This window comes from Paenibacillus sp. CAA11 (assembly GCF_003060825.1).
Classification (GTDB): domain Bacteria; phylum Bacillota; class Bacilli; order Paenibacillales; family Paenibacillaceae; genus Fontibacillus.
Map to the genome: position 1 here is coordinate 1,280,697 of NZ_CP028922.1, position 17,627 is coordinate 1,298,323.

Consider the following 17,627-nt stretch of genomic DNA (forward strand, 5'->3'; position numbering starts at 1 on the left):
GGGGTTCTACCCCAGCTGCTTTTAGCCTCTTCAGCTTCACGGGCGTAGTTTAGCTTTCTTTTTTTAATAACAGATATAGAAAATAAGGGGCACCGATAAACGCGACCACTATCCCAGCTGCAATGCCTTCAGGCTCCGTCAGATTGCGGCCGATAGTATCGGCTAAGAGCAGCAGCCATCCTCCGATGAACATGGATACCGGCATAAATTGCTGATGCCTCGGACCAACGAGAGCTCTGGCGATATGCGGCGCCATCAGTCCGACAAACGCGATGCCGCCGGTAAGTGAGACAGCGGAAGCCGCAAGTGCAACAGCAGCAAGCATGAGCAGGATTCGGTCTTTGCGGACCGATACACCGGCACCGATCGCCGTGGGTTCATTTAAGGCTAGCAAATTCAACGCTCTCGACTTGAATAGTACATAAGGTACTAGGACCACCAGCCAGGGAAGCAGAGCCAGGATAAACGGCCAATCGGTTCCCCACACATTGCCGGCCAACCATTTGGAGATGAAAGCTACTTTTGTCCGGTCAACGGAAGAGATAAGTACAATCATGACGCCGGATAAAGCCATGGAAAATCCGACGCCGGTAATCACCAGCCGAATCGGCTGAGCACTGCTATCTTGGGTGTAGGAGAAGACGTAAATCAGTACAGCGGTTACCAAAGCTCCGGCAAAAGCCATCAGCGGAATGACGTAAGCAAATGACTCCACCTGTATTGAAGCAAACAGGAAGAAGACGGTAACCCCAACCCCCGCGCCGGCATTAATTCCGATGATGCCCGGGTCGGCCAGCTCATTGCGGGTAATCCCCTGCAGGATAGAACCAGATAAGGCAAGGGCTATGCCTGCCAGAAGCGTGATCAGCATTCGGGGCAGGCGAATCGAGAATAGTACGAATTTGTCCTCAAAGGAGCCGTGTCCGAATATCGTCGGAATTAGCCTGTCAAGGGAAACGGGGGACGAGCCGATCCCAAGTCCGATGACTATGGTTGCCAAGGTTAGCAGCACGAGAACGGCAACAACAACTTGTTGTTTGCGAAGAAGCTGAGAGATTTTCATGATAACGAACGCACTCCTTTGCGAACAATGAACAGAAAGAACGGTAACCCCAGCACGGCTACAACAGCGGCAACCGGCACTTCAAAGGGGGCGTTGATCATTCTGCCCAGCGTATCGGCGAACACCATAAAGGTGGCGCCATGAATTGCGGACAACGGTAGAATGGTACGGTAATCGGTTCCAGCAAACACTCTCACAAGGTGGGGGATCATTAGACCAATAAAGGCTAGGTTGCCAACAAGGGCTACAGCAGCGCCCGCGAGCAGAGTAATCAGCACGTATAGCACAATTTTGACTTGTGTGGTCTTAAGTCCCAGGCCAACGGCCGTCCCTTCATTGAGGCTAAGGATCGTCAGCTGACGGGACAACAGGATAGATGCAAGAAGGCTAATCACGATAATTGGAGCAATTGCTTCGATTTGCCCCCAGGTTGTGCCGATTAATCCACCGGATGTCCACATTGAAACATTTTTGGAAATCTTGAATTGCAGGCTGATACCGTCCGCTAAGGCCGCGAGCAGCGCCGACACGGCAGAACCGGCCAGCACCATACGAAGCGGCGACAGGTTCTGCCTCCGCAGCGCAGCAATGCCGAACACCAGCATAACGCCAACAGCTGCGCCGATAAAACAGGCCACCATTGTGCCGAAATAACCGACAGCGGGTATAAACGCAAAAGTAACAGCCAGCGCCGCGTTGGCACCTGAAGTCAGGCCAAGCAGCCCTGGATCGGCCAGGGGATTGCGGGTCAAGCCCTGCATGATCGCCCCGGCAATGGCTAAGGCCGAGCCAACTAAAATGCCGCCGACCTCCCGGGGAAGCCGCAGTTCCCGAATCACAGAGATATCACCGCCTGTTGCGCCAGGGTTAGTCATGGCGGTCCAGATATCTGTCAGCGAGACGTTCTTCGCGCCGAGTATGATCGATAGGGTGAACATGATCACAAACAAAACCAAGCTGATGAACAGCTTAAACACGAAAGAGCTTGCTGACTTTCGCGGAGGCTGATTTCTCATCTATATCATCCGTTCCTTTTTCATCTGCAGAAATAGGAACGCAATTGGCGTTCCTTATTTCTGAAATACGGTGTGGTTATTTTCCGTTACCTTATTTGGAGCCAAGCAGCGATTTCGTGATGAAATCGAGCTGATAATCGAGAGACAAGGCATCGTTAAAATAGAAGGTATTGGCGTCTACTTCAAACACACGGTTATTTTTAACGGCCGGAATGTTCCTATAAGTGGAGGATTGCTGAAAGGAGGCATCCGCCGCTGGGGCCTTACTGTAGATGACGTAATCGCCCATATAATCAGGAAGGACTTCTAGAGATAAATCGTAATAGCCGGCTTTTGCTGTCATTTCCTTTACTTGGTCCGGCATCTTCAGGCCCATTGCCTGATAAATGACTTCTGTGCCGCGGCCCCAAGCATCACCGAAGACGTACAGCGATTTGGAATCACCTTCAATAACGGAAACGGTGCTATCGGCACCTATTTTTGCCTTGATTTCTTCGCCTGATTTTTGGGCCCGCTCCTTGAAGTCAGCGATCCAGTCAGATGCCTTTTTCTCCTGGTTAACCGCTTTGCCGATTTCAAGAATTTGAGTCAGATAGTCTAATTTGTTGTATGTATACGTAACCAGCGGTGCGATCTCTTTCAATTTGTCCGCGTTCTTGATGTCTGTCGAAGCGATGATCAAATCGGGTTTAACGTTCAAAATACTTTCCACATTTTCTTCGGACACTTCGGGAACGTCTTTTAACTGATCTTTGAAATTGGGATCTCCTTTGGTCCAGGAATCTACACCCGCAAGCGGAACGTCTAGTGCAAGCAGATTGCCTGCATAACCGGAAAGGGCTACAACCCGCTTCGGATGGGCGGGAACCGCAATCGGCCCGGTTTCGGATTGATAAGTGAACGTATCGGAGCTTGCGTCACTTGTAGAGCTGTTTGCTCCGGCGTTTTTGTTCGTATTGTTGCCGCAGGCGCTTAAAGCCAAGACCACAAGGACTAGCAGAGGTAATAATAATTTCTTCATTTCTGGTAATCTCCCTCTCACATACTTATTTTATGATATTGATAATCATTATCACTAACTATTAAAACTTTAAATTCTCATGCTTTGTTTGTCAATCCTTTAATTTTGAGCTTATGATGCATATCCTTCTTGGCATCAAGATTAGTGGATTGGCCACGAAAGAAGAGTGCCTGCCGTTAAAAAGATTCACCGTAAAATTGATTTACCCGTCTGTCAAGGACAGGACGAGGCAATGATTGGTAATTATTGTCTTGCACTTTTTTTCACAAGAGGTTTACAATTAAAGGGAATAAAAGTCTAGGAGGAGTAATCATGTCGAAGGTAGCAGTCGTAACAGGATCCGCGGGCGGATTGGGCAAAGGAATTGCACAGCGTCTGGCAAAGGATGGATTCAAAGTCGTGCTTCATGATATTAATGAAGAACTATTGCAAAGCGCACTCAAAGAATTTGAAGCAAACAGTTATGAAGTTCTGGGCGTAGCTGGAGACGTGTCTAAGCGCGAGGACCAGTTCAATCTGGTAAGTAAGGCGGTAGAACGATTCGGACGTTTGGACGTATTCGTAAATAATGCGGGGGTTGACGCAGTTTCGCCATTTCTAGAGATTGACGAGAAGCAGCTGAACAAACTATTTTCGATCAATGTAAACGGCGTCGTTTTCGGAACGCAGGCTGCAGCGGAACAGTTCATCAAACAGAAATCCAAAGGCAAGGTAATTAACGCCTGCAGTATTGCCGGACATGAAGCTTACGAAATGCTGAGCACCTATTCGGCGACCAAGCATGCGGTCAAGGCGTTCACCCATGCCGCAGCCAAGGAATTGGCCAAGCACCAAATTACGGTAAATGCGTATTGTCCGGGTGTTGCCAAGACCAAGATGTGGGATCACATCGACGCAGAGATGGTCAAATACAACGACAACTTGAAGCCGGGTGAAGCTTTCGAGAAGTTCTCCAGCGCGATTGCTCTGGGACGTTACCAAACACCGGAGGACGTAGCCAACCTGGTGTCCTTCCTTGCCTCGGACGATGCCGACTATATTACCGGACAGGCCATTCTGACGGACGGCGGTCTGGTGTATCGTTAAGACAGCTCTGACGTATGGATTAATTTTGAAAAAGGGAGAGACCCGTGTGAAGATGCGGGTTTCTCCCCTTTTTAATCTTAGGACTCTTCCCCCGTAGCTACCGGGTTCTCCTCATAACTAATCCAGCTGCTCCAGATAAGGAGTACACGTGCTTGGAATCTGCACAGGTTACAGCGGCAAGGAAATATTTCTCTCCGCCATAAATGGGATCAATTTACGAAATGCTATTGTGCTTGCAGCCTGCCCATCTCGTTGATAGGCTTTATAGTCTTTTCTCAAGGTGTGTTGTAAGTCTAACGGTAAATCGCGGATGTATCGGTGCACACATGCGGCCATCTGTTCCGGCGAGCCGAAATCAACCACCAAGTCCAGAACGTCCAGTAGATAAAATTTCATGGGATTCGTCTGCGGCAAAAACCATCCGGTCAGGACGGCTTGCTCAAGCACCTCGTCAAGATCTGCACCATACTTGTCCACCAATGGAACGACCTTGTCTTGAATCAACGTAATAATCTCCGCCAGATGCTTCTCCCGGGCAGCTTCCTTGGCCAGATTCCATACCTTGTCTTTCGGCTTGTCTCGGAAGCTGATCAAGCTGATATTCCAATAGACCTTTCCGCTCTGAATATTCTTGATTCGGCAAACGGCATTGAACTCTAGATAGCTGCCGGCCACATTGAAAGCACTGCTCGAAAAATGCACCTCGGCTTTAAAGGGCCCCAAGTGCTTGACCATGCTTCTCCTGGATTTATAATATTTGAATCCGCAAGGCTCGCAGGCCGCAGCAATCCTGGAACAACATTCCCCAAAAATATCCTTGCCAGTTTGATGGTCCGCCATATCGGTTCCTCTCCATTTCGCTTATTATATAAAACTTATAACACGGCCGATCCTCCTTGTGCACACCGCTCCATTGATCCACAAATAAAATTCCATTGTTACATCGGCAAGCAGGCATGGTAAGGAGCCGCCCGAAGCCCTTCGACTCCAAGCGGCACATCTACCAAGTTCTACCATTACTAGGCTGGGCAAGGCTACTTCTCTCTAGTAGCTACCGGGTTCTCCTCATAACTAATCCAATCGCTCCAGCTTCCTACATACAGCCTCACATTATTGAATCCGGCAGCCTTCAGCGCCAGCACATTCGGGCAGGCCGATACGCCAGAGCCGCAGTAGACGATGTACTCCTGCTCCTGATCGAGACCTGAGAAATGCTCCTGCAGCTGCTCTGCCGCCTTGAAGCTGCCGTCCTCATTCAGGACGTCTTTCCAGAAGAAGTTCATTGCGCCGGGGATGTGTCCCGCCTTCGCGTACATAGTCTCTTCGAGTCCAAGGTACCGTTCTCGAGAACGGGAGTCGATAAGAACAGGAAGGGGCCTGCCGAATGAAGCTGATTCGGACAAAGCCTTCGAGATTTGCCGGACTTCCTCGATTCCGGCCACCCACTCAGGCTCCAGATGAGGTGTATACGTGCTCGGAACCCGTACAGGCTGAGCATCGGTCACGGGGAAATTAGCCTGCTGCCAAGCGGTGAAGCTCTCCTCCAGAACATAGGCTTCTTCATGGCCGAGCCACTTCAGCATGAACCACAATCGGGAGGCGAAGAGCCCGCCTTGATCATCATAAGCGATAACTCTTGTCGTCTGGCTGATGCCAACCTTGGCCAGACGGCCTGCCAGCTGCTCCGGGTCTGGCAGAGGATGAGCTCCGCCATGAGAACCGGCTGGAGCGGAGAGATCCTGTTCAAGATCAAGATACACAGCTCCGGGAATATGATCTTTGGCATACGCAGCTTGTCCTGCCTCGGGGCTGCCTAATTCAAAACGGCAATCCACGATTACCAGATCTGGCTCATACATTCGGGCTAGCAGCCACTTTTTTGATACGATGGGGTTCATAACACACCTCCGGAAAAATATGGGTCTAGGGGATTATGGAAAATATACCTAGTGCATCCGATAAAGATAGAGATAGCTTTTCAGATACATACATTTTATCAGAAGAAGGAGATTTAGAATGAACAGCTTTTACAAGTTTGCTAGAAAAATGCTGCTCCCCATGCTGGCTGTAGTGCTGACCTTTACTGGAGTGGTAGTTGCCGGTCCGACAGCGAAAGCGGCAGCTAGTCCGTCAACAGATGCATACGTGTACTATGTATCCGACGGCGATTTATACCGGGTACGTATGGATGGAACCTCGGCACAGAAGATTCGTGATAATTTCTTCGGCGTGGAACTAAAGCCGGCGGGGGATTATCTCTTCCAACTCTTTGATGAGAAATCAACAACCCTGCTTAAATTGTCCATGGTTGATTCCAAGGCGAAGGCTGCTGATTTTAGCGGTGATAAGCGTATCCTTCATTACGTTACGGAAGGAAACTTCGTTTACTGCATGGACGATAAGGGCGGTATCTACCGTGTGCCGGCTGAAGCCAAGAAGGTCGTAGAAGGCACACTGATCGCCGACATGGCGGACACCAAGCATCCAGGATTCACCGTGCTGGGAGGCAAAGTATACTACAATGCACTCAAGAACGGCAGAACAACCTGGGTTGCGTCCAAATCAGCAGACGGAAGCGGGGCGGTTCAATGGATTGCCAGCGGAGCGCTTCAATCTCCTTATTACATTCATAAAGAGAATAACACGCTGTACCTTATGGTAGATACCAAACCAACGGAAACCGAGTATTCCCTGAACAGCATGGTGCTCTATACGATGCCGGTTACTGGCGGTACAGCGAAGGCCTTGAATCCAAAGGCGCCTCTGGATGCCAATGCCGTATTATCCGGATCATGGGCAGGTGATTATTACTTGTTCAATAAGGGGATTCGTGTGGGATCAGATAGTGATTTTGACTATACCAAGGGAAAAGGCTTCCTGCTGGATAAGGCAGGCAAGATCATTCAACTGAACCAAACCGGCGTCTATGAGATTGCTGCCCTAGGTGGTAATCGGTTCGCATACGTAGATGCAAAAGGCAAAGCCTATGTCAGTACGCTGGCAAGCGGCAAGATAGCAAATACCAAGGCTATTGCACTGAATAACGTTGGCTATGTACGGAATTTGATCAGTGACGGCAAAGTAAGATCAACCGTTCTGTTCGCCGAGAGCGGGGCGTATGTCCTGAATTCTGATTTGTCTCTGACCAAGATGGTCGGTGTGGAATGGGATCTCTGCGTCTATAAAGAGGATGTCGCGGGAGTCTTCTATGTTAATGCAGGCGACAACGGCCGATTGTACTGGATGAGCGAAGATGGGAAGACAACCAAGAAGCTGACGGATGAGAAAGTGTCCCGCATTGTATTAATATCCAAAAATTAAGGTGCGGGAAGCTAAATAAGCGAAACCCAAAGAACGACCCTTACACTTCAAGTGAGGGTCGTTTTTTTTGAATAACTTGTTTATTTTCTAATTTCGAAAAATTGGCAGGTCCGCCGGGAATGATATGACAGCTCGCTAACACTCGATTGGGTGATAATCGTATCTTCGGTGAACCGGATAATGATGCTGCCGGAGTCGATCATATGATCATCCTGGAATACGCGTATGGGATAGCGGCGCTGCAGGGCTTCCTCGAAGTCGGCGTCTGTGAGCAGGGGCCGGTTGATCGGCATGATGATCATCTCCTTTTCAGTATATAATGGGGATCAGTATCCTATTTTACAAGGAGGCAGGAACGTTTACCACCATGAATGCAAAATTACATTTTGTAAAGCAGAGTGATCTAAAGCTACAATAGCATAAATGCCTTACGGGTAATAGATACATTAGAAGAGAAGGATGATAGGAGTGCAGAACCTATGAATAACCAAGGGAATTTATCAAGGCTTCAAGCCTTGCGGGAACATCGGCAATACCCGGAGGAGACCAGCCAGGAGAACACGCGGGCTGCTTATGAACGAGATTATTCACGGCTTATCCATTCTCCAACCTTCCGGCGTTTACAGGGCAAGTCCCAAGTGTTCGGCGCAGGCACCGGTGATTATTATCGCACCCGGCTTACACACTCTCTGGAGGTTGCCCAGATTGCACGGGAAGCTGCACGAAGTCTGCTCCGGGCTTATCCGCAGGTGAAGACAGAGCTTGCGGAGCATCCAGGGCTGATTATCGACCCCGAGGTTGTTGAATGTGCAGCCATCAGCCATGACTTCGGGCACCCTCCCTTTGGGCATAAGGGAGAGGAAGTGCTTGAAGGAATCTTGGAGAAGCTGATCCAGGAGAAGGCGGATCAGGCGCTGAGAGGGCGGGAGGTCTCGGCTGCCGAGGTGGTGCAGATTACGGAGGAGATCCGGCGGAAGTATGAGCATTTTGAAGGAAATGCGCACAATTTCCGGCTAATGATGTTCCTGGAGAAGCGCGAGAATGTGGACGGCCTTAACCTGTCGGATGCCGTTCTGCTTGGAACGAATAAATATCCTTATCCCGGTACGGAGAATAAGAAGGGCATGTACCGGCATGAATGGCAGTACATCTCGGAAATTCGGGAGAAGTGGGGGATTCCGGCGAGGAAGAAGACCCTTGAGGCGCAGCTGATGGATCTCTGTGACGATATCGCTTATTCAGCTCACGACCTGGAGGATGGAATCAAAGCAGGGAAAATCGAGGTACATGAGCACTTCCTGCAGGATGCTCATATTCAGAGCCTAATTGTGGACAAGGTACAGACACTGGATGATTTTTTCTGGAGAGGCTGGTCTGCAGAGCAAATTCTGGCCAAGGTGGAAGAGGTACTGAGCGAATTCCTGCGGATATGGAACGAGCGAATGCCCACCTGCGAGCATGATTATTCACGGACAAGACGGGAAGTGAAGGCCTATTGGGTGAGCCGCTTTGTCGGCAGTCTGGGAGTCATTCCGGACGGTGATTGGCAGAAGGTTACCTTTGTGAAGGAAGGGGAGGAAGATGAGGATACACTGCGCACGGTGAGTGTGCTGAAAAGCTTTGCTTGGGTCACGATGATCCGCGATTTGCGGGTACAGCGGCTGCAAAAGCGCAGCGCCTGGATGATCCAGCGCTTGTGGGATGCCTTCGTGGACCCGCAGACCTCCAAGTCTATTATCCCCGGGGACTGGCTCCGCAGGTTTGACCGTGATCAGAAGCGGGAGAACCCAATCTGGACTTGGGAGCACATGGTGATTGACTATATCGCCGGGATGACAGATGCCTATGCTGAGAAAATATATAATGAGCTGTACGGGCTCAAGGTAGGCACCATTTATGATCTGGATTAGAAAATAGGAGAAAATTAAAAGGCTGCGGGCTTCATCCTATGGATGCTGCCGCAGCCTTTGATTATTTGAACCGGCTTAGAGGGGAGGATGGGCATGGCATTTTCGGCAGACCGGGTAGTAGGATTCGCTGCCCCCGATCTGGATTTGCTCTCCGGTATACACCGGCTTGCCGTCCTTGACGCGCAGGTTCATTGTCGCTTTACGCGCGCAGAACCAGCAGATCGTCTTCATTTCTTCAATCTTGTCCGCATAGATAAGCATGAGGCGGCTGCCTTCGAACAGATGGTTCTGGAAATCATTCTTCAGTCCGAAGCCCATCACCGGCACGTCCAGCTCGTCAACAATACGAACCAGTTGCAGGATGCCAGTTTCGTTCATGAATTGGCACTCATCCACCAACACACAGTACGGCTTGGGTTCGTGATCGCGGACAATCCCATAGATATCCGTATCATCATAGATGGGAATGGCTTGACGCCGCAGCCCGATCCGCGAGGAGACAAAGCCGACTTCGTCGCGATCGTCCACCGCCGAGGTGAAGATCAGGACCGGTTTATTTTGTTCTTCATAATTGTGAGCCACCTTCAGAATCTCGATGGATTTCCCGCTGTTCATGGCTCCGTATTTAAAAAATAATTGTGCCAACGCTTTCGTTCCCCTTTTCTGCTTTAAGCCTTCTTTGGTGCACACACGCCATCAACACAGCTGCCCGGATCCATGTCCTCTTGATTCAGCAAGGTTAGAGGATGTTCTTCTTCCCAGATCTTAAGCAGCGCCTCCCGGAATGCTTGTTCGGGTTGAGCCCCGGAGATTCCGTACTTGTGGTTAATGACAAAGAACGGAACGCCGCGAATGCCGAGGCGCTCACCGTCGCTCTCGTCCTTGCGCACTTCGGCCTCATAACGGCCGCTGCGAAGCGCTTCTGCAGCTTCAGCGGCAGAAAGCCCGACCTCTGCGGCCATGGAAGCCAGCGCCTCTCGGTCGCCGATAGACTCTGCGCGGGTAAATACGGCTTGGAACAGGCGCTCGGCCATTTCATTCATCTTGCCGTATTCTGCTGCAAAGTGAACAAGGCGATGGGCATCGAAGGAGTTGGTCAGTACCATGGAGTCCATATTATAGTCCAGCCCAACCTCGGCAGCTTGAGCCGTAATGCGCAGGCTATTCTCTCTGGCCTGCTCCCGGCTCATCCCGTATTTCACAGCGATTGCTTCATGTACATCATGATCCGTAGTGTGTGGGGCCTCCGGATCAAGCTCGAAGCTGCGGAGGACCACTTCCACTTCCTCCTTGTGCTCGAAGCCGCTTAGCGCTTGCTCAAAGCGGCGTTTGCCAATATAACAAAACGGACACATAAAGTCCGACCATATTTCAATTTTCATGTCTGCACCCCCATCAAAAATAGGACTTTTGCTTAAGACCTAAGCTATATCTTATCACACCTCAGAGAGATTTTTGAATTGCATCTAGCGTTCTGTTATGTTGTAAGAGTGGTAAATAGAGGTAGAAGCAGACGGATTGAATAGCGATATAGATGATAACTGAAAGGATGTTGGACTCATGCCTATGGATGTAGTCATTTCTACTCGTTATGGACAGTTGAAGGGAAGCAAGGAGCAAGGAATTAATGTGTGGCGCGGGATTCCTTATGCGAAGCCGCCGGTAGGGGCCCTTCGTTTTCGGGCTCCCAAGCCTCCGCATAGCTGGGAGGGCATCCGGGATGCCCTTCGCTTCGGGCCTCCCAGCTTACAGCCTAATGACCAGGCATCCGGCTTGATGGGTGCGGGGCAAGATATCCCGGACCCTTCGGAGGATTGCCTTTACCTTAACGTGTGGGCGCCCGACACGCCTTCGCAGACGCCCCGTCCTGTCATGGTCTGGATTCATGGCGGAGCTTTTGTCTCCGGGGCAGGCAGTGTGCCTATCTATGATGGAAGACAGTTGGCCGCGAGAGGGGATTTGATTGTCGTCACGATCAATTATCGCCTGGGGCCCTTCGGCTTTCTGCACCTGTCCTCCTTCGGACAGGAATATGATGCGAATGTAGGCTTGCTCGATCAGATTGCGGCCCTGGAATGGGTGCGGGACAATATTGAAGCGTTTGGCGGAGATCCGCACCGGGTTACGGTGTTTGGCGAATCGGCGGGCAGCATGAGCATCGCGGCGCTCTTGGCCATGCCGGCAGCCAAAGGGCTGTTCCAGGCCGCGATCATGGAGAGCGGCGCATCACAGGTGCTGGCTCCGCAGCCGTCCGCAATGATTGCGGCGGGTTTCCTGCGTGAGCTGGGCCTAGCGGCGCCGGATCTGGCGGCGCTCCGGGCGCTGCCGGCAGAGCACATCTTTGAAGCCGGCGAAGCGCTGAAGCGGCGAATCGGAGGCGAGATGAGCCTGCTGTTCCAGCCGGCGATAGATCCGGCGACGCTGCCGGAGGAGCCGGCGGCCGCCATCGAGCGGGGAGCCGCCGCAGGGATACCGCTCCTGATCGGCACCAATCGCGACGAAGGCGCCTTCTTCATTCGCGAAGGCGGACAGGTAATGAGTCCTGAAGAGATTGAACAGACGCTTGAGCATATGACGGGTATCAAGGGTGCAGGAAAGCTGGCCTCGAACTATCCAGCAACCATACAGGGCCAAGCTCAAGTATTGACGGATCTGTTCTTCTGGCGCTCGGCGCTTCGCTTCGCCGAGGGGCAGGCAGCGCATGCACCGGTTTGGATGTACCGGTTCGACTGGACCTTGCCCGGGCATCCGTTGTTTGGCCAAGCCGTCCATGCAGCCGAGCTGGTCTTTGTGTTTCATAACCTTCATCTGCTGCGCTACACAGGCATTACAGCCGATGAAGGGATGGAGCAGCTGGCAGAGCGGATGCAGGATGCCTGGATTGCCTTTGCCTATCAAGGGGATCCGCAGACCGAGGCCCAGCCGTGGCCGGCTTATGACACCGGGAAGCGGATGACCCTGGTGTTTGACCGGAAGGATTCGCTGGTCGAAGATCCTGACGGAGAGAAGCGGGCGCTCATAGGCATGTGATACCCTGCGGACTTATAGAGCCAAGGGCTCAAGATATCTTACCGGAAAGAAGTGCTTAAAATTGATAGAGAGTTCGGCTTATTCCCTTCCTGAGGTCTTATCCCGCCAGCGAAGCTGGTTCCAGCAGGGGAATACGCGTGCGATTCAGGGCAGGCTGGCAGCCTTGAGCAGATTGAAGGCAGCGATTAAGGCTTATGAGCCTAGGCTGATTCAGGCCTTATATGAGGATTTAGGCAAATCGGAATTGGAAGCTTTTATGACCGAAATCGGCATCGTCCTGGATGAGCTGAGCCGGACCTTGCGGCATCTGCCGGCATGGGCCAGGCCAAAGCGGGTAAAGACCGTGCTGACCCATTTGGGCTCCAAAGGGAGAATACTCTCAGAGCCCTATGGCACCGTGCTGATTATGGCACCCTGGAACTATCCGTTCCAGCTGGCCATTTCTCCCTTGATCGGAGCTATTGCAGCGGGAAATACCGTAGTGCTCAAGCCTTCAGAGCTTTCTCCGGCCGTATCGGGTGTGCTTGAAGAACTGCTGGCTGAGGTGTTCCCGCCAGAGTATGTTAGGGTCGTTCAAGGCGGGGTTGACGTCAGCACGGCTCTGCTGGAGCAGAAGTTCGATTATATTTTCTTCACGGGAAGCGTGCCTGTCGGGAGAGTGGTGATGAAGGCAGCGGCCCGGCATTTGACACCTGTTACACTGGAGCTTGGGGGCAAGAGCCCCTGTATTGTGCATAAGGACGCGGACATTAAGCTTGCCGCAAGGCGCATTATGTTCGGGAAATTGACCAATGCTGGACAGACCTGCATCGCCCCGGATTATTTATGGGTGCACTCGGAAGTGAAGCAGGAGTTGCTTAAGGCATTCCGCAGTGTGATCACAGAATTCTATGGGGACAAGCCGCTGATGAGCCCTTCTTATGGGAAAATGATCAGCCGCAGACATTTTGATCGGCAAACCGGATTTCTACAGGATGCAGTAGCTGTCATTGGCGGTGAATTTGATCCGAAGACGTTGAAGATTGCGCCAACCGTGCTGGACCAGGTGACCTGGGATATGCCGGTCATGCAGGAGGAAATATTCGGTCCGCTGCTTCCGCTGCTGGAGTACACGGATTTGGAGGAGGTCATACGGGTGACATCCGCCCATCCCAAACCGCTTGCTCTCTACCTATTTACCCGGGACCGGAAGGTGGAAGAGCAGGTGCTAAGCCGTATTTCCTTCGGTGGCGGGACAGTGAATGATACGCTTATGCATCTGGCCACGCCTTATCTTCCCTTTGGCGGGGTGGGGGAGAGCGGGATGGGGAGCTATCACGGGCGCCAGAGCTTCAGAACGTTTTCGCATGAGAAAAGTGTGCTGAAGCAGACGAACCTGTTTGATTTAAGCCTCCGTTATCCTTCCTCCAAACGGGGGCTCCGCTGGATTCGTAAACTGCTCAAGTAAATAGCAGATGAGGTCTAAGGCTGTTCGAGAGACTAGGTGTTTTTTGTCTCTCGAACAGTCTTTTTGATCATGCTGGGAATACAGAAATTAAATTAGGGGGCGCTCAATTTGTTATGTTAATTATCGAAAAACAAACCTAAAAGTTAGTATTGTTATTATAGACTTCCCTAAGCGACTTGCATATAATCGTAATGTGGAGCGCTTTCATTTTGTTATTTAACACAATGTGACAGGATATTTCATATTTTTGTTAGATAACAAAAGAGACTTTTGTATTGTTGGAACAGAGTAAACAGTCCCCCGCGGATTCGAGGGGGAAGGCAGTCGTGTATATGGACGATCTAATGTCAGAGTGAGATTAGAAAGCCGTCTTTTCTATAAGCGAAAGGCGGCTTTTCTATGCTTTATTTTTCATATACGGAGGCTGCGGATTGGATTAATATGTAAATAGATATCTGTAATTTAAATTTCAAGGAGGGAAGGCTTAGCGCATGAAAAAGTGGTTTGTAAATCCAAGCGGGGGGTGGAGGTCCGGCTGGGACATTTTAGCGGTGGTAGCGGCTTGTTTTCTGCTTACGGCATTATTCTCAATGTTGTTCTCTCTGAACATAGGGGGGCGCTCCTTGTTCCCGCATGCTGCATGGATGGAGCTGCTTAAGACCAGCGGGCCTTACATCATGATTGTGATCGTGTTTACCGTGAAGGTCGTTCAGAAGAGAAGCTTATCTTCCATTGGACTGACCCGGCCGGACGGCCGCAATTTTGCAGGAGGGTTTATCTTCGGAGGGCTGTCGATCATGCTGGTTCTTGGTGTACTCTGGCTGCTGGATCAGTTAACATTACAGGGCAGATTGGGAAGCCCGGACTTCTCTAATATCGATCCGGTTAACCTTCTCATCACCGCCTTGTTTGCGGGAATTTGCGAGGAGGCCCTGTTCAGAGGCTATATCCAGCATACCTTGGCCCGGCGTATGCCGATATTCCTTGCTGTTCTGATTACCTCGGCTGCGTTCTCGCTGGCGCACTTGCCGAATCCAGGCTATTCCTTCTTGAGTTTCCTGAACATTCTCCTTATCGCTTTCTTCTTCTCACTGATGACGCTACGCACAGGGAATATTTACTTCGCCATGGCTTATCATACCGCCTGGAATTTGTTCCAAGGGGACATCTTTGGAACTTCAGTGAGCGGTACACTCTTCCATGGAATCTATCCTCTGAAACTATCAGGCAGCAGTTGGCTGACCGGCGGGGATTTCGGTTTGGAAGGAGGGCTGGTTACTACCGCCTTGCTCATTGTGCTAAATCTGCTGGTCGGTATTCCTATGCTCCGTAACTCATCTGCTTATCGTTCGGCTTATCAGCAGCGCCTGTAATGTGCGTTTGTAGTGTGACCTCTTGAATTGCAAACCCCTGATCTTTGATTGATAATGAAAGTAATATATGCCTATTTGGTAGGGGGTACATAACCGAACATGAAACCGATCACTGAAATAGCAAGACAAACAGGAATTCTGGAAGAACATTTGGAGCCCTATGGCAGATTTAAAGCAAAGCTGAATCCGTCGCTCTGGAAAGAGCTCAAGGATAAGCCCGATGGCAAGCTGGTATTGGTTACGGCGGTAAATCCTACTCCTGCGGGCGAAGGGAAGACATTAACCACGATTGGGCTTGCGCAGGCGCTAAATGCAGCCGGACGACGCACAGTTGCAGCGCTGAGAGAGCCTTCCCTGGGCCCATGCTTCGGCATGAAGGGTGGAGCAACAGGGAGCGGGAAGGCGCAGATTGTTCCGGCAGAGGACATTAATTTGCACTTTACGGGAGATCTGCATGCGATTACTTCCGCCCATAATTTGCTGTCGGCATTGATTGACAATCATATTTTCCATGGCAATGCCCTACGGCTGAATCCAGGCCGTATTGTCTGGAAGCGGGCGATGGATATGAATGATCGCGGTCTGCGCAGCATCGTTACCGGGCTTGGTCCCGGCAATGGCACCGTGCGGGAAAGCGGCTTCCTGATCACATCCGCTTCGGAGGTGATGGCCGTTCTCTGCCTGAGTGAGAATATGCAGGACTTAAAGCGGCGGCTGGGGCGAATGCTGATTGGTTATACGGAGAACGGTGAGCCGGTTACAGCAGAAGCCTTAGGTGCAGTAGAGCCCATGGCCGTACTGCTGAAGGAGGCGCTCAAGCCAAACTTGGTACAGACTCTTGAAGGGACTCCCGTCCTGGTTCACGGAGGGCCGTTCGCTAATATTGCCCATGGCTGCAGCAGTCTTATTGCAACGAAGACTGCTTTGAAGCTGGGCGAGATTGCCATAACAGAGGCCGGATTTGGCGCGGAGCTGGGAGCTGAGAAGTTCTTCGACATCAAGTGCAGACAATCGGGTCTTCGACCGGATGCAGCCGTGCTCGTGGTGACAGCCAAGGCGCTTAAGTATAACGGCGGCCTTCCGAAGCAGCAGCTGGGTGAAGAGAATCTCCCAGCATTGCGGCAGGGTATGGCGAACATGAGAAGGCACTTAATGAACCTACAGAAATTTGGTGTTCCTGTGCTCGTGGCGATCAATCATTTTGAATCGGACAGTCAAGCAGAAGTTGATTGTATTCTGGAAGAATGCAGCAAGCTTAACATCCCGGCCGAAGTGTCGAAGGTGTGGGCGGAGGGAAGCCGCGGAGGCGAGAAGCTGGCACAGCGCTTGATCCGTCTTCTGGATGTAGAGCCTTCCCGCTTTGCTCCACTGTATGACAGCAGTCTAGATTTGAAGAGTAAGATTGAGACGATTGTTAAAGAGGTATATGGAGGAGCAGCCGTATCCTATTCTGCAGCAGCGGGCAAGGCTCTTGCCGGTATAGAAGCTTTAGGCTATGCTGCTTATCCGGTGTGCATGGCTAAGACGCCGTACTCTTTCTCCGATCAGCCAGCTCTGCTCGGTGCTCCAGAGGGCTTTACAGTGACAGTCTCAAATGTCTCACTCTCTGCAGGAGCGGGCTTTGTGGTGGTGGAGACCGGGAATACGATGACGATGCCCGGACTGCCCAAGGTTCCGGCAGCTCAGCAGATTCGCCTGACTGAGGACGGGCAAATTGAAGGACTCATTTAGAATCATTCATAGATGTTCTTTTGATCGAAACAGCACCTTTTCAGCGGCGGAAATGCTAAGAAGAGGTGCTTTATTTTATTCATGGAAGTTCACTTGTACTTACATATTTCACACTGGATTTGGGATGGATCGTCAGACTGCGGCTGTAGCGAATGATCTCGATTTTGCAGCCGGGTCCAATCACAATATCTTCTCCTTCAACAAGCTTGGCATGGGGGCGGTACAGGTTGATGTGCGGGCTCTTGAGGGTGTGGCAGTAAGTCTTCGGAATGGCTGCATCAGGGTATTCAGCATACGGGAGGAAGGCTTGACGATAATGCTCTGTCCGGCCTTTATCTGTTCAGCGCGGCAGGCTGAGCCTAGGCGGCGCTCAATCGTTCGTGTCGTGAATAGGCGGTTTTCCCGGACTGCTTGTTCCACTACTGAAAGATTGTTAGCTTTTCAAATGAGTTGACTCATGAGGGACATATGTAGTTTCTAAAACCTGACATAACAGCCAGACTTTTTAACGTTTAAGTGTATTTATTAGAGATTTATAACTTATTAATCACTCACGCCAAATTTTGGATGGTTTCAATATATAGACATAAAAATACACTTCATTCCAATAAAAGTAAGTTTCCGATGAG

General features: G+C 51.0%; 16 protein-coding genes. 8 read left to right on the plus strand and 8 right to left on the minus strand.

Translation table 11 applies throughout. From position 1 onward, the window contains the following. Positions 1-49: 49 nt before the first annotated feature. The 3 genes from DCC85_RS05875 to DCC85_RS05885 form a co-directional block, all read right to left on the minus strand. On the minus strand, positions 50-1,063 hold the full coding sequence (locus DCC85_RS05875; protein ID WP_108464741.1) for a FecCD family ABC transporter permease: 1,014 nt from the start codon (positions 1,061-1,063) through the stop codon (positions 50-52). Then, a complete protein-coding gene (locus DCC85_RS05880) occupies positions 1,060-2,079 on the minus strand; it encodes a FecCD family ABC transporter permease (RefSeq protein WP_108464742.1) in 1,020 nt (339 codons plus the stop codon). Before DCC85_RS05880 ends, DCC85_RS05875 begins: the two co-directional genes overlap by 4 nt. Positions 2,080-2,170: 91 nt before the next feature. Next, entirely contained in the window at positions 2,171-3,100 is a 930-nt protein-coding gene (locus DCC85_RS05885; RefSeq protein ID WP_108464743.1) for an iron-hydroxamate ABC transporter substrate-binding protein, read from the minus strand. A gap of 312 nt (positions 3,101-3,412) precedes the next feature. On the opposite strand from DCC85_RS05885, the gene DCC85_RS05890 reads away from it, so the two are divergent. Next, positions 3,413-4,186 carry an acetoin reductase gene (locus DCC85_RS05890; protein WP_108464744.1) on the plus strand — a complete coding sequence of 258 codons (774 nt, stop codon included), beginning with the start codon at positions 3,413-3,415 and terminating at the stop codon, positions 4,184-4,186. 168 nt (positions 4,187-4,354) lie between these two features. Here the strand turns inward: DCC85_RS05890 and DCC85_RS23140 are convergent, their stop codons facing one another. Both DCC85_RS23140 and DCC85_RS05900 read right to left on the minus strand, forming a co-directional pair. Continuing rightward, on the minus strand, positions 4,355-5,026 hold the full coding sequence (locus DCC85_RS23140; RefSeq protein ID WP_199909981.1) for a hypothetical protein: 672 nt from the start codon (positions 5,024-5,026) through the stop codon (positions 4,355-4,357). Positions 5,027-5,220: 194 nt separating this feature from the next. Beyond that, positions 5,221-6,084, minus strand: coding sequence for a sulfurtransferase (locus tag DCC85_RS05900; RefSeq protein WP_108464745.1), 864 nt, complete (start codon positions 6,082-6,084; stop codon positions 5,221-5,223). 118 nt (positions 6,085-6,202) lie between these two features. On the opposite strand from DCC85_RS05900, the gene DCC85_RS05905 reads away from it, so the two are divergent. Then, positions 6,203-7,507, plus strand: coding sequence for a DUF5050 domain-containing protein (locus DCC85_RS05905; protein ID WP_108464746.1), 1,305 nt, complete (start codon positions 6,203-6,205; stop codon positions 7,505-7,507). Positions 7,508-7,587: 80 nt separating this feature from the next. Here the strand turns inward: DCC85_RS05905 and DCC85_RS05910 are convergent, their stop codons facing one another. Next, positions 7,588-7,800, minus strand: coding sequence for a hypothetical protein (locus DCC85_RS05910; protein WP_108464747.1), 213 nt, complete (start codon positions 7,798-7,800; stop codon positions 7,588-7,590). A 186-nt stretch (positions 7,801-7,986) separates the two neighbouring features. Here DCC85_RS05910 and DCC85_RS05915 point away from each other — a divergent pair, with 186 nt between their 5' ends. Next, entirely contained in the window at positions 7,987-9,417 is a 1,431-nt protein-coding gene (locus DCC85_RS05915) for a deoxyguanosinetriphosphate triphosphohydrolase family protein (protein ID WP_108464748.1), read from the plus strand. A gap of 75 nt (positions 9,418-9,492) precedes the next feature. Here the strand turns inward: DCC85_RS05915 and DCC85_RS05920 are convergent, their stop codons facing one another. Then, a complete protein-coding gene (locus DCC85_RS05920; protein WP_108464749.1) occupies positions 9,493-10,062 on the minus strand; it encodes a thymidine kinase in 570 nt (189 codons plus the stop codon). Positions 10,063-10,085: 23 nt separating this feature from the next. Continuing rightward, positions 10,086-10,799, minus strand: coding sequence for a DsbA family oxidoreductase (locus DCC85_RS05925; RefSeq protein WP_108464750.1), 714 nt, complete (start codon positions 10,797-10,799; stop codon positions 10,086-10,088). Positions 10,800-10,977: 178 nt separating this feature from the next. On the opposite strand from DCC85_RS05925, the gene DCC85_RS05930 reads away from it, so the two are divergent. From DCC85_RS05930 to DCC85_RS23290, 5 genes are all read left to right on the plus strand, one after another. Beyond that, positions 10,978-12,447 (plus strand): carboxylesterase/lipase family protein, encoded by a 1,470-nt coding sequence (locus DCC85_RS05930; protein WP_325048404.1) that lies wholly within the window; start codon positions 10,978-10,980, stop codon positions 12,445-12,447. 64 nt (positions 12,448-12,511) lie between these two features. Next, positions 12,512-13,894 carry an aldehyde dehydrogenase gene (locus DCC85_RS05935; protein ID WP_234414449.1) on the plus strand — a complete coding sequence of 461 codons (1,383 nt, stop codon included), beginning with the start codon at positions 12,512-12,514 and terminating at the stop codon, positions 13,892-13,894. A 491-nt stretch (positions 13,895-14,385) separates the two neighbouring features. Beyond that, positions 14,386-15,267 carry a type II CAAX endopeptidase family protein gene (locus DCC85_RS05940; RefSeq protein WP_108464752.1) on the plus strand — a complete coding sequence of 294 codons (882 nt, stop codon included), beginning with the start codon at positions 14,386-14,388 and terminating at the stop codon, positions 15,265-15,267. A gap of 99 nt (positions 15,268-15,366) precedes the next feature. Further along, complete coding sequence (locus DCC85_RS05945; RefSeq protein ID WP_108464753.1) at positions 15,367-16,998, plus strand: formate--tetrahydrofolate ligase; 1,632 nt, start codon at positions 15,367-15,369, stop codon at positions 16,996-16,998. A 124-nt stretch (positions 16,999-17,122) separates the two neighbouring features. Further along, positions 17,123-17,452, plus strand: a complete 330-nt coding sequence (locus tag DCC85_RS23290; protein ID WP_234414360.1) for a hypothetical protein — start codon at positions 17,123-17,125, stop codon at positions 17,450-17,452. Positions 17,453-17,627 lie beyond the last annotated feature (175 nt).